The 22,476-nt window shown below is 55.4% G+C and carries 14 protein-coding genes; 4 read left to right on the top strand and 10 right to left on the bottom strand.

All coding sequences use genetic code 11. From position 1 onward, the window contains the following. Positions 1–246: 246 nt before the first annotated feature. Positions 247–666 carry a hemerythrin domain-containing protein gene (locus tag MKZ07_RS31625; RefSeq protein WP_036691013.1) on the top strand — a complete coding sequence of 140 codons (420 nt, stop codon included), beginning with the start codon at positions 247–249 and terminating at the stop codon, positions 664–666. A 173-nt stretch (positions 667–839) separates the two neighbouring features. Here the strand turns inward: MKZ07_RS31625 and MKZ07_RS31620 are convergent, their stop codons facing one another. Next, complete coding sequence (locus tag MKZ07_RS31620) at positions 840–1,583, bottom strand: Ig-like domain-containing protein (protein ID WP_156949523.1); 744 nt, start codon at positions 1,581–1,583, stop codon at positions 840–842. Further along, positions 1,570–2,040: an RrF2 family transcriptional regulator gene (locus tag MKZ07_RS31615; RefSeq protein ID WP_083677823.1), complete on the bottom strand. Its 471-nt coding sequence runs from the start codon at positions 2,038–2,040 to the stop codon at positions 1,570–1,572. The genes MKZ07_RS31620 and MKZ07_RS31615 overlap by 14 nt, the downstream gene beginning before the upstream one ends. A gap of 162 nt (positions 2,041–2,202) precedes the next feature. On the opposite strand from MKZ07_RS31615, the gene hmpA reads away from it, so the two are divergent. Next, entirely contained in the window at positions 2,203–3,384 is a 1,182-nt protein-coding gene (gene hmpA, locus MKZ07_RS31610) for an NO-inducible flavohemoprotein (RefSeq protein ID WP_036691152.1), read from the top strand. A gap of 70 nt (positions 3,385–3,454) precedes the next feature. Here the strand turns inward: hmpA and MKZ07_RS31605 are convergent, their stop codons facing one another. The 4 genes from MKZ07_RS31605 to MKZ07_RS31590 all read right to left on the bottom strand — a co-directional run bounded on the left by MKZ07_RS31605 (position 3,455) and on the right by MKZ07_RS31590 (position 10,853). Further along, positions 3,455–3,850, bottom strand: coding sequence for a DUF488 domain-containing protein (locus tag MKZ07_RS31605; RefSeq protein ID WP_051493168.1), 396 nt, complete (start codon positions 3,848–3,850; stop codon positions 3,455–3,457). A gap of 156 nt (positions 3,851–4,006) precedes the next feature. Beyond that, positions 4,007–5,293 (bottom strand): cellulase-like family protein, encoded by a 1,287-nt coding sequence (locus MKZ07_RS31600; protein ID WP_076155366.1) that lies wholly within the window; start codon positions 5,291–5,293, stop codon positions 4,007–4,009. A gap of 40 nt (positions 5,294–5,333) precedes the next feature. Next, the gene (locus tag MKZ07_RS31595) at positions 5,334–7,286 is read right to left on the bottom strand and encodes a glycoside hydrolase family 2 protein (RefSeq protein WP_341029465.1); all 1,953 of its coding nucleotides are present in this window, start codon (positions 7,284–7,286) and stop codon (positions 5,334–5,336) included. Between the two features lie 21 nt (positions 7,287–7,307). Then, positions 7,308–10,853, bottom strand: a complete 3,546-nt coding sequence (locus MKZ07_RS31590) for a DUF5107 domain-containing protein (RefSeq protein WP_341029462.1) — start codon at positions 10,851–10,853, stop codon at positions 7,308–7,310. Between the two features lie 142 nt (positions 10,854–10,995). On the opposite strand from MKZ07_RS31590, the gene MKZ07_RS31585 reads away from it, so the two are divergent. Beyond that, positions 10,996–11,892, top strand: coding sequence for an AraC family transcriptional regulator (locus MKZ07_RS31585; protein ID WP_051493169.1), 897 nt, complete (start codon positions 10,996–10,998; stop codon positions 11,890–11,892). Between the two features lie 60 nt (positions 11,893–11,952). Here MKZ07_RS31585 and MKZ07_RS31580 read toward each other — a convergent pair whose 3' ends face one another. The 3 genes from MKZ07_RS31580 to MKZ07_RS31570 all read right to left on the bottom strand — a co-directional run bounded on the left by MKZ07_RS31580 (position 11,953) and on the right by MKZ07_RS31570 (position 15,333). After that, complete coding sequence (locus MKZ07_RS31580; RefSeq protein ID WP_036691020.1) at positions 11,953–12,618, bottom strand: serine/threonine-protein kinase; 666 nt, start codon at positions 12,616–12,618, stop codon at positions 11,953–11,955. Between the two features lie 143 nt (positions 12,619–12,761). Continuing rightward, positions 12,762–13,799, bottom strand: a complete 1,038-nt coding sequence (locus MKZ07_RS31575; RefSeq protein ID WP_341029459.1) for a Gfo/Idh/MocA family protein — start codon at positions 13,797–13,799, stop codon at positions 12,762–12,764. Position 13,800: 1 nt separating this feature from the next. Next, positions 13,801–15,333 (bottom strand): DUF5605 domain-containing protein, encoded by a 1,533-nt coding sequence (locus MKZ07_RS31570; protein ID WP_051493170.1) that lies wholly within the window; start codon positions 15,331–15,333, stop codon positions 13,801–13,803. Positions 15,334–15,599: 266 nt separating this feature from the next. Between MKZ07_RS31570 and MKZ07_RS31565 the strand changes: the two genes are divergently transcribed. Further along, complete coding sequence (locus MKZ07_RS31565) at positions 15,600–16,637, top strand: LacI family DNA-binding transcriptional regulator (RefSeq protein ID WP_327196371.1); 1,038 nt, start codon at positions 15,600–15,602, stop codon at positions 16,635–16,637. A gap of 127 nt (positions 16,638–16,764) precedes the next feature. Here the strand turns inward: MKZ07_RS31565 and MKZ07_RS31560 are convergent, their stop codons facing one another. Continuing rightward, positions 16,765–22,473: a HAMP domain-containing protein gene (locus tag MKZ07_RS31560; RefSeq protein ID WP_036691027.1), complete on the bottom strand. Its 5,709-nt coding sequence runs from the start codon at positions 22,471–22,473 to the stop codon at positions 16,765–16,767. Between the last annotated feature and the right edge of the window lie 3 nt (positions 22,474–22,476).

The raw sequence follows: 22,476 nt of genomic DNA, 5'->3' as shown, positions 1-22,476 counted from the left end.
TTCCCATTAGGGAAACACCTATTGAACCTCGGGAATTCCCTTGATCTCATCCCGCAGCAAAAAAGCCTTTCCCCCTGAGGAGAAAAGCTCTGATTCTGCGCTGCACCGCCGGGCCCGGAGTTCCATTAGGGACTTCCCTCTTTATATTCGGGGGAAGTTCCTAGCGGGAATTCCATGGCAGCACTCTATGCTATACTGACCAGTAGATACGTCTGAGATAGTTATACTACGGGAGGATGAAGAATAATGTCAGGACCCTCACTACGCCAGCTGCACGCCCATCATGCCATACATCAGGGCGGGCTATCCGGCGCTGTAGCCAAGACAGAAGAAGTGGAAGAACTGCTGGCGCTTAAGGAAGTGGAGGTGGCCCGCCAGGCGGCTGACCACTTGATTGAGTACTGGGAGACGCGGATACTCAGCCATGCTGATGCGGAAGAAGACGGCTTCTATCAGGAGATGATTGCGAAGAATCCCGCTCTGGAAGAAGCCGTTACCCGGCTGAAGCGGGATCATGAGCTGCTGCGGATCATCGTGCAGGATGTCAAAAGTATGCTCGCCGAAGACGGCCTCACCTCAGAGGTGCTGCACCAGTTCCATGCGCTGCTGGTAGTGAATGCTATTCACAGCCGGGATGAAGAGCGGCTGCTGTTCCAGGAGCCGTAATGCCGCCCTGAATAGAAGGGTACACAAAACACACGGACTGCATAGCGGATCTGAATGTTCCGGTTGGAGTCCGTGTGTTTTTCTATATGCGGCCGGAGTCTTATTCCTACGGGCCCCGGCTGCTTAAACCAATAATTTTCTTGTCATCATATTTGACCAGATGATAAGTTAATTTATCCTGATACCCCCACGTTCGAACCGCTGTTAGATTTATATAATGTGACGCTGAATGATCCGAGATTCCACATTGCGCTGCTGTCTGATTTGGTCTCTTTGAAACCGAACAAAAGATTGTCCCCTTTGATTTCTACAGTTCCTTTTCCGCTGTTTCCCCAACCATCATCAGTGTAGGAGAAAACCCCTTTGCCATTCTTAATTTCTGTTCTGATCTCAACATCAGCTATCCGATTGGATGGAGGGGAACTAATAGAGAAAAAATGTCCGGTCAGCATATTATTTTTGAAGCTTTTCAGTTCGAAATAAATAGCACCATCAGTTAACAGCTGTTCTTCTGAATTTTTAATGTCCTTCTTTTCTACCCACAGCCCTGTACTGAGACTTACTGTCTTAGAAGCTACATTGATTACTGCATATGTGCTTTTGCCGCCTGAGCTTGTATATATGATTGCTTTTCCTGGATTGACAGCCGTTACTAAACCGCTCACATTTACCGTTGCTACCTTAGTATTGGTTGAAGAGTATGTAATCTTTACATTTGTACCTTTGGGTGAAGTAGCTACGTTTGGCTTTAATTGAAATGTCTGTTTTGGTTTCAATGCGTTTGACGGACTTGCGACCGATATTGAAATCACTTTTACCGCTTGATCTGCATAAACCACGAGAGTTGGAATAGTAACCAAGATCACAGAAGACAGGGTTAGAACAGATACCAGTAGAATATTTTTAATTAGTTTCATTGTGAAGCTCCTCTCCATTGCCGCTCTCCTGCAGAATAGCACGCAGATCATCTCTATTCATCAGCAGATCCTCGAGCGTATACTCATCCAGCACCTTCAGATAGGCGTGCAGAGCCTTGCCCAGCACGCCTTTGAGTCTGCACACCGGAGAGATCGGGCAGCTGCCGCCTGTGGGATTGAAGCACTCCACGAGATAGAAATCATCCTCCATCCGGCGCACAACCTCCCCGATATTGATCATCTCCGGCGCAAGCGCAAGCCTGATCCCTCCCCCGCGCCCTCTCACTGTTTCGAGATAACCCGCCTTGCCGAGTTCATGCGAGACCTTCATCAGATGATTCTTGGAGATACCGTAGGCACTAGAGATATCCTGTATTGTAGTTAACTCCTCCCGCTGCTTGGCTCCTAGATACATGAGGATTCGCAGGGAATAATCGGTATATAACGTCAGCCTCATAGTCATGCTCCGTTCTATTTAACTCAGCTTAATGTAAGTGATATTTATTGCAAAGTTTATCATATTCTTTGTCTAATTTGTTAAAGTGGTATTTTAAATATATCTTTTCTCTTCAAAACCGTATATATTAATTTTGTACTATATGGAGAGGGGATGATCAATATTTTAACACAAGAGACTCGTGACATTGTCAAATCCACAGCGCCAGTCCTGGCGGAGCACGGCACCACCATTACAACGGTGTTCTACCGGAATCTGTTCGAGGCCCACCCGGAGCTGCTGAATGTGTTCAACCACGCCAACCAGGCGCAAGGCCGCCAGCAGGCAGCACTGGCCAATGCGGTCTACGCAGCGGCAGTCCACATAGACAACCTTGAGAATATACTGCCGGCGGTGGTTCAGATCGCACACAAGCATGTCAGTCTCGGTATCAAGCCGGAGCATTACCCGATCGTCGGAGAATTCCTGCTGAAGGCCATCAAGGAGGTGCTGGGCGATGCCGCTACGGATGAGATCCTGAGTGCCTGGGAAGCCGCGTACGGAGTGATTGCTGATGCATTCATCGGTGTGGAAGACAGCATGTACAAGGAAGCGCGGGAACAGGACAACGGCTGGAACTTCTTTAAGCCTTTTACCGTGGTGCGTAAGGTTGAGGAGAGCGGCAGCATTACATCGTTCTATCTGAAACCGGCCGACGGCTCGAATGTACCAGACTATAAGCCGGGCCAGTACATCTCTGTCCGTGTGCTGATTCCTGGAGAGCAATACACCATGATCCGCCAATACAGCCTGTCCCAAGCGCCGAAGCCGGATGAGTTCCGCATCTCGGTGAAACGCGAGGAGACGAATGACCCGAATGGCGTGGTATCTGTCTATCTTCATAACGGAGTGAATGAGGGCGATACCGTTGAGGTGAGCGCTCCTGCCGGTGAGTTCCTGCTGGATACTTCTATAACTACCCCAGTAGCCTTTATCTCAGGCGGCGTAGGCATCACCCCTATGATGAGCATGCTCGAGACCGTGGCTAATGTAACACCGGACCGGCCGGTTGTCTTCCTCCACTCTGCGCGGAACGAATCGCTTGCTGCCTTCGGAAAGGATATTGAAAAGCATGCGGCGGCGCTGAGCAACGTCAAGACCCGAACCTTCTACTCCGGCGGACCGGATGGCGTGATTACCGGCGAAATTCTAAAGAGTTATGTAGATGTTACCGGAGATGCTTACGTGTGCGGGCCTGTTCCTTTTATGGAAGCCATGATTGGTGAACTGCAGAAGCTCGGAATGACCGAGTCTCAGATTCATTATGAGTTCTTCGGACCGGCACTGCAGCTAAGCAACGCGTAGATTGTTCAGCTAAAAGCACACGGGCCGCCTGCCGAACGGATATTCATTCGGAGGAGGCCCGTGTGCTTTTTTAACCGCAGATCAGCCATTCATAGAGTACCTTCGCATGGTTATGGACCGGGTCCTTCGCGGCATAGACCAGCGTGACCCTCTGTTCAAGCGCCCGCTCCCGGATCGCTTCCGCAAGCCCCGCGCATTCCGGATTCTCCTCCAGCTCCATAGTATACCGTTCCTTGAATGCCGCGAACCGCTCCGGCAGATGCCCGAACCACTTGCGCAGCGCCGGGCTTGGCGCGATCTCCTTCATCCACTCGTCAATGGCCGCCTGCTCCTTCGTCACTCCGCGCGCCCACAGCCGGTCCACCAGAATCCGGTATCCGTCTCCGGAGTCCGCAGGCTCGTATATCCGCTTCAGACCTATAGAGTATGGAGCATCAGCGGCTTCCCCGCCGGACGGCTCTCCCATGCTGCATCCCTCCTGCTCACCACTAAGTACACCCAATATAACACGGAGCCCATTCTGCTTCCAGCGGCTGTCCGCCCGGAGGGACGCAGCATAACAAGCTGGCGGGCTACCGCACTGTCTGCTGCTATTCTGCTACTCTGCTATTCTGCTACTCCTCTACTCCGCTTCAAGAATGTAGCGGTTCCACCGCTGCTGCCAAGCCGCATCCTGCCAGAACGGATGATGCGGCGCACAGTTGGAGCACAGCGTCATGCCCCAGAAGCCCAGGGCCATCCCCTTACGTAGCGCATACTCGGCAATGAACTTCCCGACCGGCCCCTCCTCGAAGCCTGCAAGCAGCGGGGTATAGCCGACATAGCCTTCGCCGATCACCACCGGCAGGCCCGAATGTGCAGCCCATTCCTGCGCTTCTTCCAGGCGCATGTCCGCTTTTTGCAGCATCGCCAGCTTGTGGGCTCCGTAACGGTCATACAGATAGAGATCCCATAGATCAGGGTCGGCCCAGTCATGCAGATAGATCAGCTTCATCCCCACCGGATTGCCCTCCATCCGCCACTCCTGCCCTGCGGGCAGGGTCCATTCCCCGAAGGGCGGGGCCTCTTCCCTCAGCATAGACCGGACAAAGGCATTTGGAAAAGGCACCTCATCATCATTCAACCCCGCCGCGTCCATAAGCTCATTCAGCACGCCTTTAATATAGAGATGATAGTGGGCCACCTGCAAATTACGGGCTACATATGCCTTCGGATAAGCTTCGTTCAGCGTATAGCTGGCCGTGATTAGAATATCGGGATGCTGTTCCCGAAGATACCCTACAGCTGCCTCAATATAAGGCTGCATGGCCTCCACCAGCCTGGGCGTATCCGCTGCGCCGATTCCCTGCTCTGTGCCCACAGCGGTAAGCTGTCCGAATTCGACTTCATTATGCAGCTCGGCATAGACAATCTGACTGGCAAAACCCTCCGCCTTAATGTACCTGATTAGCTGGTTCATCGACCGGGCCAGGGTCATGAACCGCTCTGCGGGAGCAATTGCAGCCAGCTCATCCCGCAGCGCGGGATAAGCCAGGAAGCTGGGGCTCTGCTGATATTCCCAGGAAGACAGCATAATATAGAGTCCGTGCGCCTTGGCCTGTCTGAACAGCTCCAGCAGATGCGCATGCCCGTCCAGCTCGGCACCGCCGCGGCAGTTGTACCAGCGGGTACGTTGACCTACTTCCCCCAGACTGCCGAAGTACAGCGGTCCGGGGCGTTTGCCTTCCTCCGTGAACAACAGGAACGGCATCGCACAGATCCGGATGGTGTTGTACCCTCTGTCCGCTGCTTCCCTGCATCTTGCCGCCAGATCATGATAAGGCTCGCCCGGCAAGGTCATCGTATACCAGGAGAAATCCCACATGGTTAGGGTAAGCTTGCGCGGCAGCCTGCTCAGCACTGTATCCATTCTTTTCACTCCTTAGGATTTGGTTGTATTACCGGGTCAACTACTGTCCCAATCCCAGCTCCAGCACGCTGAAGCCGTTCGGACGATAGACCGTTAGTGTCAACTCCGTTACAGGAGCATCAGGCAGCTTGTGGCTTAGGGTGAGGACCTCTCCCGGCTGCATATCAGGAATCACCTGTGTCGCTCCTTCCACGCCATCTGTAGACAGTGTTACATAATAACCCTGCACAGCATAACTGGGAATATCCTTCCGGCATTTCAGGGTAATTTCAAGCTCACGTTCCTTCAGCACAGGGGCATCTGCGAGCAGGAGCGGTGAAGCTATCTCACGCAATGCGGCAAAAGAGGGCTTCACCCGGTTATGCACATCCACCGAACCATGAACCCGCTGCTTCCATCTTCCCTGCCCGTCTTCTCCCATTTGCGTGCGGTAATCATTCAGACTGAAAAAGATCAGGGCTGCAAACTGGGGATACTTGCGGTATAGCTCTGTTTTGTGCATAAGGATCTCTGTTCTTCTAGGGTCTCCGCCTTCGTAGACCGGCTCGCATAGGCCATATTCAGCCACCACCACCGGCTTATCCGGGTAATCGGCCAGAATCTGCCGGATAACCTCATCCTCATCCAGCTCGCCGTGCCAGGTTCCGATATAGTCATTCCACATCAACAGATCCCCGGCTCCCGTAGCATCACTACACGGCTGCAGGTGGACCGTGTTGCTCACATAGTTAATCAGCCGCTGTGAATCCAGCTTATTGATCTCCTGCTTCAGCTGCTCCATGTACCGGAGGGTAGTCTCCGACTGCCCGTCCAGCTCATTCCCCATTCCCCAGGCGAAGATACACGGATGATGGGAATGGCCGCGGATCATCTCCTTCGCCTGGGATAAGGCTACCGCGAACGTGTGCTGATCCGGCTCCGCCGGCTGCTGCCAATGCGGGATTTCCTCCTGCACAAGAATGCCGTTGTGGTCACACCAGTCCAGCAGCTCATTGCCCTGCTGCCAGTGGAAGCGCGTGATCACAGCATTCGCCTCCTTCAGCCGCTCCAGCATCGCGCTGAGATCCTCCCGCTTCTCGGCCATGCCAACCACAGGGTTAGAACCCGGCATCCATTCTGCGCCCATCAGGCGGACAGGCTCGCGGTTCAGCCATAGCTCTTGCCCTTTGACCACAATCTCGCGGAACCCGAAATTGACGGTTACCTCGTCATGAAGCTGTCCGCCCTCATGGATAGTGAGCTGAAGCTGGTAGAGGTGCGGGTGATCGAAATGCCACAGCTCTACCGATAACCACTCCATCTCTGCAAGTTGCCAGTTCGCGCATTGCGGAGGCAGGGGGCGGTGATCCTCCCAGATTTGTGCTCCGTCCTTGAAAATAGTGGCCCCTATTGTTGCTGAAGCAGAGGGTCCGCATAGCTGCACTTCTGCCAGCAACCGGCCGGACGCCTGCTGGTGCCCGGATCCAAACCGGACTTCCGGGAAGACGCGGATATGCTTGACGGCCGTTTGCCCGGTCACTATAAGCTGTACAGGCCGGATGATCCCTCCATCATCCGCCCAGTCGAAGCTTAAGTCTTGCGGAAGCGCCTGAGCGGACGGGGAATTATCCGCTTTTACCGTAATCCGGTTCTCCTTGCCATGCAGAATATGCGCAGTCACCTCCAGCTCAAAGGCAGTATACCCTGAGTTGACATGCGAACCAGCCTTGCGGCCATTGACCCAGACTACCACATCACGGTAGACGGCTTCAAAATGCAGGCGGAACCGGCTGCTGCTCCACGCCTCAGGAATACTGATGCTATACTCATACCACCCGGCCCCCCGGTGCTCCTCCAGACCTTCCTCCACATTCCAGGTATGCGGAACCGCAACCTTCCTTGGGGCTGGCAAGCCTGTAATCTGCCATTCCTCATGCTCCCCTATACCTGCTGTGTCCGCCTGAAAACACCAGTCTTCGTCCAGAATAATCGTATGCCGTCCTGTTGTATGCATATTATATTGTCCCCCATCTGCTTAGAATTGTCCCCGGTTCAGGGCACTGCCGGCCATCCGTCTGTGAACCCCGGCTCCCTGATGATTAGGGTCCAGGTCAAGGGCTAGATCCAGCTCTGATACCGCTGCTTCATACCGGCCCAGCCCGAGAAGCCCGAGGCCCCGCATATAGCGGCAATGAATGACATTGCGCCGGTTAAGGTCATCCTCAAACACCAGGAAATCCGGCAGCGACACAGCGAAATAATCCAGCTTGATATCGTCGAAGAGATGACGCTCGGCATAATCAATCAATCGATTGAAGCGGCGTTTCGCCTCCATCGGCTCCTGAAGCCTCAGCCAGGCCAGCCCCTGGTAGAAAATCATCTCCGGCGGCTGGTCATTGTAGAACACTGCACTTGCCGGCTCCGACAGACCTTGTGAGGCCGCCCTGTAGCAGCGCTCAGCCTCTTCTTCCTGCTGAAGCCCTTCGTATACCCGGCCAAGAGCATAATGAATATTATTCTCCTGCGCCCCTTCCAGCCTCCCTTCGCCCAGATTATGCGGATAGGCCAGGGCCAGCCGGAAATGCTCAAGCGCAGCTTCAAATTGCCCGATATCCAGCGCCTGTCTGCCAAGGCCGCTGTGGGCGAATTGGTATTGCCCGGTCACCTTACCCTCTCCTCCCTCCCAGGGATGGAAGTTACGCGAGCTTAATGCCCTAACCGCTTCGTCATAGCGCTCAAGCTGGTTAAGCAGCGTAACATATTCGATATACAGATCATCCCGCTGCGCCACCAAATTGCACTGTGCCTCTAGATGACCCAGTCGTTCCCCGGCAGACCAGGCGAGCTTCTTGCGCAGCTGATCCAGCTCATACAGAATCCGCGCATCCTGCGGCGCACAGGCGAAGGCCTGCTCCAGTGAAGCAAGCGCCGCCTCAGGATTATTCTGCTTGTTGTAATAGGCCAGGGCCAAATTGCGGTGAACGATGGCGAAATCCCCTCTCAGTTCACGCGAACGTTCCCAGCTCGCCGCCGCTTCCTCCGGCCGCTTCTTGTCATAATAGAGATTGCCGAGATAGTAGTGGGCCTTATCATCCAGGGGATTCGCCCGAATGGCGCTTAACAGCCAGTCAAGCTCGGACAGCGTGTTCGGGAAGCAGTGCAGCGGACAGGCCGCTTGCCCCTTGCTACGGGCCTCCCGTGCCTGCTCGCCTTGTCCCGTACGTTCATAACATTCGCCAAGGGCATAATGCAGCATTGGATAGACCGATTCGGATTCTAATTCTAGTCCGGGTTCAGATTGAGGGTCGGATCTGCCCCGCTGGGCCCCTCTCTCTCCTACAGCAAGAGCTTCCGCATACAGTCCGCAGCCTATATAATCCGCCATAAGATTAAGGTAGTTGTGTGCGTCACCACGCATAAGCCGCTCTAATTCTATCAGCGCCTCTTCTGCCGCAGCAGGGTCATCTAGTGCTGCAAGAGCCAGGACAAGTTCGTTATAGGCGCCAAAATCAGCAGGATCAAGCTGCACAGTCTCACTGGCGAATCCTCTCGCCTGCTGCGGCCGGCCAAGTCTGCGCAGGAGAGCAGACCTCAGATTCCTCGCCTTATAATTACGCGCATTGCGGATCAGCGAACGCTCCACCAGCTCCAGCGACTCGGTATACCGGCCCCGCTGGCAGGCAATCTGAGCAAGTGAGAAATACCCCGCATCCTGCCAGGCTGCCGACCATACCGCCTTGTAATAAGCGGCAAAAGCCTCATCCAGACGGTTCTGGCCGCGCAGGGCAACCCCCAACTGGTAATAGGCTTCGCTGTCATACGGGTTAGGATTACGCGAGGTCAGACGTTCAATGGCGCGGCGGAACAAGGGCTCACTCTGCGCATATTGCCCGCGGCGGAGCAGCAGCGTTCCATACGCTACATTCAGCCGGATATCCCCGCAGTCCCGCTTAAGCCCCTCCAGATAATAGGCCTCCGGCTCAAAGGTGGCATGCCGGTACTGCTCCAGATGCAGGCCGGCCAGATATAGCTCCTCTGTTGAACGCAGCTCTTCCGGCGCTGCCAGCGGCTTCGCCGCCTCGGGGATGCGCTCGATCTCCGGCCGCTTCGGCTGATAGGCGACCAGCAGCCTGCCCTCTGCACTATGGACCGTCAGCTTGAGGTTATGCTCCTGCTCTCCATGGTGCAGTATGACCGTACGCTCTATAGCCTCTGCCGGGGACAAATCTGCAGTCTCCCGGAGATACTCGCCAGCGGCACCGCTTAAGCGGATAACAGCCTGTGCAAGCTGTGAGGTCACGTATACCTTCACCACCGCCTGAGCTGATACCGCATCAACTTCCAGATTGACCGCAGCGTCTACCGAGGCATTTTTCACCAGACCGATGCCTTTATACGGCATGAAATACTGGATGAAGCTCTTCTCCTCATACGGCTGCAGCCAGGTGAAGTCAGGCTGATTATCGGTGTACACGCCCGTCATGAGTTCAATATAAGGCCCGTCTTCATCGGTCAGCTGGCGGTCCCAGGCCTGACCGAACTCCCCGTTCCCCCAGGTCCATTGCTTCTTTCCCGGTGAGATATGATGATCAGCCACATGCAGCAGCCCCGCCTGGACGCCGTGATCATATCCGCCGACGAAATTATAATCCGACTTATAGGCCATATAAGAGGTCGGAACCGGAATATTCTTGTAGCGGGAGATGTCCACGCCTTCCGAATAATCCTGTTTGTAGTAGGTACCGGTCGCAATAGGGAACCGTGATACATCCCTTTTTCCATGGTCGAAGACGGCTGTAACATCAGGCGGAAAAACAGACTGCGTCTGATCATTGACCGCAACCGCCGGATTGGCCCACCAGAGGAAGGTCTGCGCCTGCGGCGTCCGGTTATAGCACTGGGCCCGGGCCTCCAAATAGGCTCTCCCTGGATAGAGTCTGAATGCAGCGGTAACCTTCGTCCCGTACATCCGGTCAATCTCGCTCACCCATACGGCAGCGCTCCCATCCAGAGCAGCCTCAAGCTTATATTCTACGGGCCCGAACGTATTCGGGCGGTGATGCTGCGGCCAGTTGAACTCAATGCCCCCGGAGATCCAGGGACCCGCAAGGCCGACCAGCGCAGGCTTGATTACGCGGTTATAGTAGACAAAATCATAGTTATTCGTCTTGTCCAGCGCCCGGTAGATCCGCCCTCCAAGCTCCGGCATGATCTCTATGCGCAGATATTCATTCTCCAGAATAATCAGCTTGTACACCCTATCCTGCTTCACATCCGAGATGCTCTCGATCACGGGATGAGGGTATACACGCCCCGAGCTCCCCTGATAGACTCTTTTCTCCAGAAACATAGGATTTGGATCAGCAGCCCCCGCTTCATAGGTTGGTATAATCACACAGGTCTCCCGTACCTGCACCCGGTCCGCTCTGTCCGCGTTGCCCGAATTATACGCGTTGTCTGTGTTGTCTGTGTTGTCCGCGTTGTCCGCGTTGCCCGCATTATACGTGTTGTCCCCATTGCCAGCGAAGTCTGTGTTCCCCCCGCCTGCCTCCGGCATCTTACCGCTACCTGTATGCTTCATCCCTTCACTGCCTCCCTTGACTTGATAGTTCTACTCTAGCCCCTGGCCGGGAAGGTTCCAATTGACGAAATGCGGGAAGTGATGGATTATATTCTTATTCTGTGCAAGATTGTTTACATACTATCTGTTAGGGGGAGCCCGCGTGAATCAGGGTCATATCCGCAAGCCGGAAGGGTTTGTCGAGGAGAAGCTGTATGTGCTGCCTGAATATTGGATGAAGGAGCTGGAGCAGGAGGAGTTGACCGCGTCCTTGTTCATTACGGACATCGGGTACTTTCCGAATGCCCGGTATCATTTCAGGGAACGCCTCGAAGGCAGCCCGTCGCATATCTTGATCTTATGTGAAGCTGGGGAGGGTTGGGTGGAGCTGAACCACGGGGAGCAGATGAACATGCAGCCGGGGGATATGGTCATTATTCCTCCAGGCACCCCGCATCGGTACGGGGCCATGCAGGAGAATCCATGGAGCATTTACTGGTTCCATTTCAAAGGAAGCCATGCCGACCGGCTGGTGAAGCTGTTCGGATTGTCCGGCGCCCCCCTTGCCCTAGCCCCGAGCGGCAAGGCCCGGCTTATCGACTGGTTCGTCCCTGCCTACGAGCTGCTGGCTGAGCGGACCTATGCCCTGGCTACCCATGTGCACATCGCCCAGACGGTTAGGCAGCTGCTCTCCGGGATTGGCCTGAGTACCGGGAAATCAGCTCAGGAGAAGAAGCGGGAGACGTATCTGGAACAGGCGATCCAGTATATGAACGGACGGCTGGGCAGCACCCTCACCCTGCCTGAGCTGGCTAAGCATGCCGGCGTATCGAAGCAGCATCTGATCTATATTTTCAACGCTGGGACCGGCGTCTCCCCGATTGAGTATTTCCTGCGGCTCAAAATCCAGCGCGCAGGCCATCTGCTCGATCTTACCGAACTCAGCATTAAGGAGGTCGGCGCTGCCGTAGGGATCAATGACCCTTATTACTTCTCCCGGCTATTCAAGCGAATCTCCGGCTTCTCTCCCTCCAGCTACCGCCGCATTCCGAAGGGCTGAGGCCATGCCCGCTGCACTCCTGAGATCCACATCTGTAAGCACTACTAATTGAAGCCTTTGTCATTTCCGGAAAAGAGTGAACCGGCTCCGCCCCTGCTTCCGCCGACGCCAGAACCGGTACCCTCTGCGGACCATTTCCAGAATCAGACGGGGAACCGGAAATACCCGGCGGGAAGCCACCGGCTGGTACAACCGGTAATACAACCGCTTATAATCCTCCCACATACTGCAATCATCATCCTTCAGGAAATCCGAGACATCTACAATCAGTCCCCGGCCCTCCCGGAGCATCACATTCTTGGCGTGGATATCATGCGGGCGCAGTCCCCGGGATCTGGCATACTGAAGCGCGTTGTCAATGTCTTCAATAGCCTGTCCGGTAATGAGAATGCCGCGTTGCATGGAATCGTAGAAGGTGACTCCGCCCAGCCTTTTGAGGACCAGGAAATCTGCTCCGGCATAATAGCATTCCGAGAAGGCTGGATGCTGCCCAAGGCGGCGGTACACCTCAGCTTCTTCCTCAATGCCCGGCCTGCCCGGCGCGTAAATCTTCACTGCGTATTCCTCTGCTCCCTGACGGCAGAAGACAGCCGCGTAATTTCCGGTTCCGAGCACCCTCCAGAGCCTCCCTACACCGCTGACCTTCACCGGCTCCAGCGGATTCACGCTTTCTATTTCAACCTGTCCCAGCAGCTCGCCTGTGATCTGCTCCAGCAGCTTGTCCATCCTTCTCACCCCGCAGCTCAAGTTCAGTAATGACTCTATTCACCCAGTGTACGCTATTCCCCGGCGATCAGCCAATCTTGCCGGTAAGCATGGCAAAGAACCGGACAGCGGCTCCCCGGTTCTTCGTATACCGCCCCTTAGAGCTATGCCAAATGAATGACCTCATGCTCTTCCGCACTCCGGTAGGTCCCGAATACAAGCTCCAACGTCTTCAGATTATCTTCGCCGCTCGTCTGGAATTCCTCACCCGTGTTCAGGCATTCAATGAAATGCGACTGCAGCCGGTAATGGCTCTCTTCAAAATCAAGGCCGTTCTTCTCCGACACAACCGTCTCGGCCCCGCTGTTATCAATCAGGCTGAGTGTACCGCTGCTGTACAGCTTGATCGTTGCCTGATTGCCTTCAATAATCAGCTGTTCCTTATGGTCCGGCAGCACAGGCAGCGTGAGCTTGCCCGGCAAATTCTGCCGGGTGGCCCAGCTCATATCCATTAAGCCCATGTAATCCTCATAGCCGAGGGTAATCAACCCGGCATCCTCCCCGGTAATATACGGGCTGACCTTCCGGGTCTCCGCATAGAGCCGCTTCGGTTCCCCGAACAGGAAGCGCCACGTATCATACCAGTGAACCCCCATCTCATAGAACAGCAGCTTCGGCATCTCCCGGAAGAACGGCTGCGGCAGCTCATTCTCCGGGGCAAACCGCGGTGAATAATAATCCGTATGGATATAGCGGATCGTCTGGAGCCGTCCTGCCGTTCCCTCATCCAGCAGCTTGCGGATAGCCTGAATCGGCTGCAGCCAGCGCCAGTTCTCTGTAACCATCAGCCGGACGCCCGCAGCATGGGCTGTTTCCACCATCTCACAGGCTTCCTCCATAGAACGGGCAAACGGCTTCTGGCACAGGATATGCTTCCCGGACCGTGCAGCCAGTCCGACCAGCTCGGGATGGGTATCCGGCGCGGTAATAATATCCACTATATCCAGCTCCGCAGAAGACAGCATGTCTTCCAGCGTGGAGTACAGCATGTCCCGGGGAATTCCGTATGCCACACCCTTACTGTGCAGCTTGTCCGAATCCAGGTCGCACAGGCCTTGAATCTGAACGCCGGGGATACGCTGCCATGCCTGCAGATGCTTATCTGACCAATACCCGGCGCCCACAACACCAACCTTCCACATCTTATTTCGCCTCCAGGTCTTGCTCTTCGTGCAGGCGCGTCATTCTCAACGCCATATAAGTCCGTCCCGGCAGATCGACCCTGAAGGTTCCCTGATAGCTACCCGCAAGCTCCTCCACCGTCATGTTCCAGGTATCCAGCAGCTCCACCTTATAGCGGATCTCCGGGTTCATGGTAAACTGGCGGAAGCCCGGCCGGTTGAACCCGAAATAATACAGATAATATTCGTCCTCCACCCCGGCTCTGGGCAGATCCCAATCCGAAGACAGCGGGTTCAGTCCCTCTGAAGGCCCTTCCTCCAGCACACGGCGCAGAAAAGCAATCCGCTCAGGACTCGTGCCATACAGCCGGCCGCCCTTGGCCCACCAGAGCTTATCCTCCGGGTGCAGGTAGGTTTCCCCATGTCCGACATATCCTCCACGGACCGCGCCTTCCCAGAAGCGCCGGACCATCTCTTCCCCGGTAATATTTCCCCAGCCATGCTCGATATTGCCCTCGTAGACACATTCATCGATCACGACAGGCTTATTCCAGCGCCGTCTCCATTCGTCTGTATTCTCGGAGGTCTTGTACACATCCACACGCTGAATACTGCAATGCGTAACCCAGGGCTGGTTGAAGTCATAGAAGGCAATACCGTTGTGGTTAGAGATCAGGTGCCCGTAAGGATCATACGACGTTACAATATGCGCATACCTCTCCCAATCGGCCAGCAGCTTGTTGCTCATGAAATCATATTCATTAGCCAGCGACCACCAGATATGGCGGTAAGCCGAGAGTCTGGCTACAAGGTACCGGAGATAGCGGTCATCCGCCTCTTTGCCCATATCTGCGAAGCCCCAGCGGTCATACGGGTGGAACAGAATCAGGTCAGCCTCGACGCCCAGCTCCCCAAGGTCTGCAATCCGCTCCTCCAGATGCTGGAAGAACGCCGGGTTGAACCGGCTGTAATCCCACCCTGCCTGGACCGAGCCTTCATAAGGATAGTACTCCGGTTCATTCTCGTTATAGGAGTAGGATTTCGGGAACACGCACATTCTTATTTTGTTAAAAGAAGACGCTTTCAGCGTATCCAGCGTCTGGCGCTCCATTTCATCCCCCTGATGGGTCCAGGCGTAGCAGGTGGTGCCGACAGGAAGATAGGACGTTCCGTCCGCATAGGCAAAATGAAAGGTATTCCGCACCCGGACCGGACCATGGGCCCCCTCTGCCGCAGCCGTGCATTCCAGTTCTCCCTCAAGTCCATGCAGAGCAGGTGCATTGCTGCCGGTCCGGAAGGTCCACTTCCCCTGATGCTCCGGCATGAAGCGGATGCGGTACACTCCGTCCCCGTCATAGAAGCCCAGAGCCAGAACGGAGTATTCTCCCATTGAAAATTCCGCCTGTAGCGCTACCTCCGTAAACGGATTGCCCCCTGCAGGGCCTCCATGCAGTACAATTTCACATACCCCCCACTGTGAAGTCTGGTCCGGCACCGATACGGAGACCCTCCCCTGGAATGCTTCAGCCTGCCCTGCTTCCTTCGGATTAGCCATAAGTCCTGCTCCCTTCTGTATGAATCCTTAGATATACAATTAGCAACATCGAACTAAACACTAACTAAACAAAACCAAATCATTTAACTATACAACTATTCTAAATCAATCCTACATCACCTTATAATTATCGTCAACGTTATTATTTTCAGCTAAACAACACTAAACAAACGAACTAAAAACCTGGTTCATTGCTAAAATCTGTGCCTTCCCTTACACTAAACATACTTAAGCTACGATGCTGAATGGAGGTCTTGTCATTGAATATGGAGGAGCTTGCCCGGCTGGCCGGGGTCTCCAAAGGGGCCGTCTCGCTGGCCCTGAACGGGAAGCCGGGGGTCGGGCCAGAGACACGCGGGCGAATTCTGCGCCTGGCGGAGACCTATGGATATACCGGCAGGGGAAGAGCGGCCGCCGCTGAGGCGAACCCCACCACCCTGCGGTTCCTGGTGTTCACCAATGCCGGACTGGTCCATGAGGAGTATTATCAGCAGCCCTTCTTCCGGGAGCTGATTCATCATATTGAGGAACGCTGCCGGATGGGGGGCTACAGTCTGATTTTCTCCGCTATTGAAGAGAAGAACTATGAGCAGGGCATTCATTCCGTGATGGAGGAGCCCACCAGCGGCGTGATTCTGCTCGGAACCAGCCTGGATGCGGCCAGAATAGCCGATATCGCGGACAAGCTGCCCGGCCTGATCGTGCTGGACACCTGCTTCGATGCGCTGCCTGTCCATTTTGTCGAGATCAATAATTATATGGGGGCTTATCAGGCAGGCACCTATCTGACTAGTCACGGTCACCGGAGAATTGGTTATATCGCATCCGAGGAGCGGATTCATAACTTCGGGGAACGGCAGCGCGGGTTCATGGACGCCATGGCGGAGGCGCAGGTGGAGATCCCCCGGAGCAGCATACTGGCGGTGCCGCCGACCTTATTTTCCTCTCAGGGGCCGTTACGGGACAAGCTGCAGCGGCTGAAGGACAGCGGACAGCCCTTTCCCACCGCCTTCTTCTGTGAATGTGATTACATCGCCATCAGCGTGATCAAGGCACTCGGCGAGCTGGGCTTCTCCATCCCGGAGGATGTATCCGTCATCGGCTTCGATAATATCAATGAATCGCAGATTGTAGCCCCGGAGCTGACCACAGTTCATGTGGAGAAAGAACGGATGGCCGCATGGGCAGTCGATCTGTTCACCGCTTCTCTTCACCGGCAGCCCGCAGTCAGCACCAAGGTCAAAGTCGACACCCTCTTTATCGAGAGAGCTTCCTGCCGCCAGCTCGAACCCTCTGCGGATTAATAAGCTACATTCATCGAATATTAGCAAAAAAACAGGAGCCAGCCCTAACCGCCTGATCGCGGCTAAGAGGTTGGCTCCTGTTCCTGTTCCATGGACCTGTTTTAGGGTCCGTCCTATTTGTCCTGCTCTATTCGTCCAGCCAGGTACGCATCATTGATAACAGTTGTCCGCTGTTCACCGGCTTGGTAATATAATCCGAGCAGCCTGCTTCCAGGCACAGCTCCCGGTCTCCCTTCATCGCCTTGGCTGTAAGCGCAAGTATCGGGAGGTCCCTCCATTCCGGCTTCTCCCGGATCGCCCGGGTAGTCTCATAGCCGTCCATTCCCGGCATCATGATGTCCATCAGGACAATGCCGATATCCGGCGTCTGCTCCAGCAGCGTGATCGCATCCTGGCCATTCTCCGCAGGGATCACCTTCATCTGATGGCGCTCCAGAATGGAGGTGAGCGCAAAGATGTTGCGGATATCATCATCCACTACAAGCACCTTTTTATACTCGATCATCTCATCCGACTGATAGAGCTTCACCAGCTTATCTCTGGAGAGCGGCGGCAGATTCCCTGCCTTGCGGTGCAGGGCGAGGGTGGATTCATCAATCAGCTGGGCATCCGACTTCACCTCTTTGAGCACCGCCATCTTCGCCAGCTCATCCCACTCGGCTTCTTCCTCCGATGTCAGCTTCCGGTTCATCTGCACCAGGACGGGGATTCTCTTATTTCTGGCGTTCTTGTACATCTCCCGGAGGAAGCGGATCAGCTTCATGTCCGCCAGGCTGCTGTCCAGCACGATCGCCTCGAACGTCTTGCTATTCAACTGGTTCAAGGCTTTGCGCCCGGTCTCTACAAGAGTAAGCGTAAGATCCGGGTTGTCCAGCAGCTCGGCTATATGCTTGCGCTCCTGTTCATCCTGAACGGCGACCAGCAGATTAGCTGTGGCGTGATCAGCGAACCGGTTCAACCGGTCCAGCGCATTCTCCAGCTCCTCATTGGTCACGGGCTTGCGGAAATAATCGTAAGCCCCCTTCTGCAGCAACAGCACCTCGTCTTCATCCACAGTCATTACGCAGACCGGAATATGCCGTACCCCGATATCGTTCTTGAGCTGCTGAAGTACCAGCCAGCCGTCCGTATCTCCGCCAAGATGCAGATCAAGCGTGATGGCCTGTGGCTGATATTTCTGAACCAGCTCCAGGACATCCCAGCCGCTGGTGGCGATTACCGCTTTAATTCCTTTTTTGTGGAGCATCCCCAGAATGATCTCATTGAACTTCTGGTCATCCTCAACGATCAGGAACACCCGGTCTCCCGGTTCAATCTGCTCGCGGTCATCCGCGAAGGGCTCCACTTCCGGCCTTGCAAGGCTGCTTCTGCGTTTGGCCGGGGTGATATCAATGACCTCGGGAACATGAGCTTTCGGAGGCTCCGGTTCAGTGAATTCAGCTTCCGTCGGCAGGTACAGGTTAAATACACTGCCCTTGCCAACTTCACTGTATAAGCTAATCTCCCCGCCGAGCATCTCGGCAATCTCGCGGGAGATGGCAAGCCCGAGACCCGTTCCGCCGTATTCCCGGTTCGTACTGCCGTCCGCCTGCTGGAACGCTTCGAAGATAATCTGCTGCTTCTCCGCCGGAATGCCGATTCCCGTATCGCTTACCGAGAAGCAGATTACGGTGGTGGCGCGCTCAAGTGACTCCTTATCCGGGTGCCACCCGTCGGCCGCTTTGCGGATCTGCAGCATAATCTGTCCCTGCTCAGTGAACTTGAAGGCGTTCGACAGCAGGTTCTTCAGGATTTGCAGCAGACGCTTGGAATCCGTAGCGATGCTGGCCGGTACACCGGGATCAATCTTGATCCGGTAGTCAAGCTTCTTGGCATCCACCATATGACGGAAGGTACGGTCCAGCCCGTCCGTCAGCTCTGCCAGCGAGACTTCGCTGAAATCCGGCGTGATCGTGCCGGATTCGATTTTGGACAGATCGAGGATATCATTAATCAGGTTCAGCAGCTCCAGCCCGGAGTCCTGAATGGTCTTCGCAAACTTCACCTGCAGCTCATGCAGATTCTCATCCGGGTTCTCGGCCAGCTGTTCTGCCAGGAGCAGCAAGGAATTCAGCGGCGTGCGCAGCTCATGGGACATGTTCGCCAGGAATTCGGATTTGTACTTGGAGGTAAGGGCAAGCTGCTCCGCCTTCTCTTCCAGGTAACGCTTGGCTACCTCCACCTCATGGTTCTTGCTCTCCACCTCTGCCTTCTGCAGCACCAGCAGCTTCGCCTTATCCTCCAGCTCGTCATTCGTGCTCCGCAGCTCCAGCTGTTGCTTCTGCAGCTCCTCGGTGAGCGACTGGGACTGAATCAACAGCTCTTCCGTACGCTGGTTCGCCTGCATCGTGTTGATCACACTGCCGATGGATTCAGTAAGCTGATCCAGGAAGGCGATGTCGATATCGCTGTAAGGCCGGAAGGTCGCCAGCTCCAGAATCGCCAGCACCTGATCCTCGAAGATGATCGGCAGCAGGATGATATTGAGCGGAGTGGCTTCGCCCAGTGCGGACGAGATCATCACATAATCGCCCGGAACATTAGTCAGCAGAATCCGCTGCTTCTCAATCAGGCACTGGCCAACCAGCCCCTGGCCCGCACGGAATTCATTCGCCAGATGCTTGCGGTTCTGATACGCATAGCTGGCGAACAGCTTCAGGACCGCCTCCCCGCCGGAGGGTTCATTAATATAGAAGACGCCATGCTGCATCGATACCAGCGGAGCCAGCTCGGACAGGATCATCCGGCTGACTGCATACAGATCGCGCTGCCCCTGAAGCATCCGCGAGAATTTGGCCAGATTAGTCTTCAGCCAGTCCTGCTCGGTGTTGATGCGGGTCGTCTCCTTCAGATTACGGATCATCTCGTTGATGTTGTCCTTGAGCGTGGCAACCTCCCCGGAGGCGGACACATCAATCGCCCGTGACAGATCGCCGTTAGTCACTGCTGTAGCCACATTGGTGATGGCCCGCACCTGTGTGGTCAGCGTACTCGCCATGTAATTGACGTTGTCGGTCAAATCACGCCAGGTACCCGCAGCCCCCGGCACGCTGGCCTGTCCGCCCAGCTTCCCTTCGGCTCCAACCTCGCGTGCCACGGTAGTGACCTGATCAGCGAAGGTAGCCAGCGTCTCGATCATGTTATTGATCGTATCCGTCAGCTCGGCAATCTCGCCCTTGGCCTCCACCGTCAGCTTCTGCTTCAGGTTACCGTTCGCCACTGCCGTCACGACCTTGGCGATGCCGCGCACCTGATCGGTCAGATTGGTCGCCATGATATTCACGTTGTCGGTCAGATCCTTCCAGATCCCCCCGACACCGCGCACCTGGGCCTGTCCGCCCAGCTTGCCGTCCGTGCCGACCTCGCTCGCTACGCGCGTCACCTCGGAGGCGAACGAATTCAGCTGATCCACCATCGTATTGATCGTGTTCTTCAGCTCCAACAATTCGCCTTTGACATCCACCGTAATCTTCTTGGACAGATCCCCGTTCGCTACCGCCGTGGTTACACCGGCAATGTTGCGCATCTGAATCGTCAGGTTGCTCGCCATGAAGTTCACCGTATCAGTCAGATCCTTCCAGGTCCCGGAGACATCCTTCACCTCGGCCTGTGCGCCCAGCTTACCATCCGTGCCCACCTCGCGCGCTACACGCGTCACCTCGGAGGCGAAGATCGAGAGCTGATCCACCATGGTGTTAATCGTATTTTTCAGCTCCAGAATCTCGCCCTTGACGTCTACGGTAATCTTCTTGGACAGGTCGCCCTTGGCAACCGCCGTAGTCACATCTGCAATATTACGCACCTGATCCGTCAGATTGCGGGCCATGTTATTTACACCTTCGGTCAAGTCCTTCCAGGTGCCGCCTACTCCCTTCACCTGCGCCTGGCCGCCGAGCTTGCCGTCTGTACCCACCTCGCGCGCTACACGCGTCACCTCGGAGGAGAACATGGAGAGCTGGTCCACCATCGTATTGATCGTATTCTTCAGCTCCAGAATTTCGCCTTGCACATCCGCAGTGATTTTCTTGGACAGATCGCCGTTCGCCACCGCTGTCGTTACCACCGCAATATTGCGCACCTGATTCGTCAGGTTGGACGCCATGTAGTTCACACTCTCGGTCAAATCGCGCCAGGTCCCGGCTACACCCTTCACCTGCGCCTGCCCGCCCAGCATCCCTTCAGTGCCGACCTCGCGCGCCACACGCGTCACCTCGGAAGCGAAGATCGACAGCTGCTCCACCATGGTGTTAATGGTGTTCTTCAGCTCCAGGATCTCGCCGGTTGCATTCACCGTAATCTGCTTGGACAGATCCCCCTTCGCCACGGCTGTCGTCACTTCTGCGATATTGCGCACCTGATCCGTCAGCGTACCCGCCATGAAGTTCACGCTGTCGGTCAGATCCTTCCAGGTCCCGGAGACGCCCTTCACATCGGCCTGTCCGCCAAGAATCCCTTCTGTTGATACCTCTCGCGCCACTCGCGTGACCTCGGAGGCGAAATTGCTGAGCTGGTCCACCATGATATTAATGGTGCTTTTCAGCTCCAGAATCTCGCCCTTCGCATCGACGGTAATCGTCTTCGACAAGTCTCCCTTGGCTACCGCCGTGGTCACTTCCGCGATATTGCGCACCTGATTCGTTAAGTTGGACGCCATATAGTTGACGCTCTCAGTCAAATCCCGCCAGGTGCCGGACACACCCTTGACGTCAGCCTGCCCGCCGAGAATCCCTTCCGTACCCACCTCACGTGCCATGCGAGTGACCTCAGAAGCAAAGGTCGATAACTGATCCACCATCGTATTGATCGTGTTCTTCAGCTCCAGAATTTCGCCCTGCACATCGGCCGTAATCTTCTTCGACAGATCGCCGTTGGCAACCGCCGTGGTCACCACCGCGATGTTCCGCACCTGATTCGTCAGGTTGGACGCCATATAGTTGACGCTCTCGGTCAAATCCCGCCAGGTGCCGGAGACATCCTTCACATCAGCCTGTCCGCCGAGCTTGCCTTCAGTCCCGACCTCACGCGCTACCCGGGTCACCTCAGAGGCGAACATGGAGAGCTGATCCACCATTGTGTTGATCGTATTCTTCAGCTCCATGATTTCGCCGCGCGCATTGACCGTAATCTGCTTCGACAGATCGCCGTTCGCTACCGCCGTGGTCACCGCCGCAATATTGCGCACCTGATCCGTCAGATTCGTCGCCATATAATTGACGCTGTCGGTCAGATCCTTCCAGGTGCCGGAGACCCCCTTCACATCAGCCTGTCCGCCCAAAATACCTTCGGTACCGACCTCACGCGCCACGCGTGTAACCTCGGAGGCGAACGTGCTGAGCTGATTCACCATCCTATTAATATTGCTTGCCGTCCGCTGGAACTCGCCGGTAAGCGGCCGTCCTTCGATCGCCAGCTCCACCTGCTGGGACAGATCGCCCTTGGCCACGGCGTTAATTACCCGGACCATCTCGCTGGTCGGCTGAATCAGGTCAATCACCAGGCCATTCAAGGAATCGGTCACCGTCTCCCAGGACCCGCCCAGATTCTTCTGCACGAACCGTCTCGACAGATTCCCTTCCTTGCCGACCACTCTGGCCACCGTCTGAACCTCGTTCACCAGGCTCTCCTGAATATCCATAATCTCGTTGAACGTATCCGCTACCTTACCGGCGATCCCCGTACGGTCATAAGGCATCCGGTGGGAGAAATTGCCCTTCTTCATCGCCATCAAGGCGCTCAGCAGTTCACCGGCGTCTATTCCATCGCCCTGGTTCTCTTTGATTTGGTTGTCATCGCTCATAGT

This window comes from Paenibacillus sp. FSL P4-0338 (assembly GCF_038002365.1).
Classification (GTDB): Bacteria; Bacillota; Bacilli; order Paenibacillales; family Paenibacillaceae; genus Paenibacillus_AQ.
The sequence above is the reverse complement of the archived record's forward strand: the minus strand, read 5'-3'. Positions and strand labels throughout refer to the sequence as shown.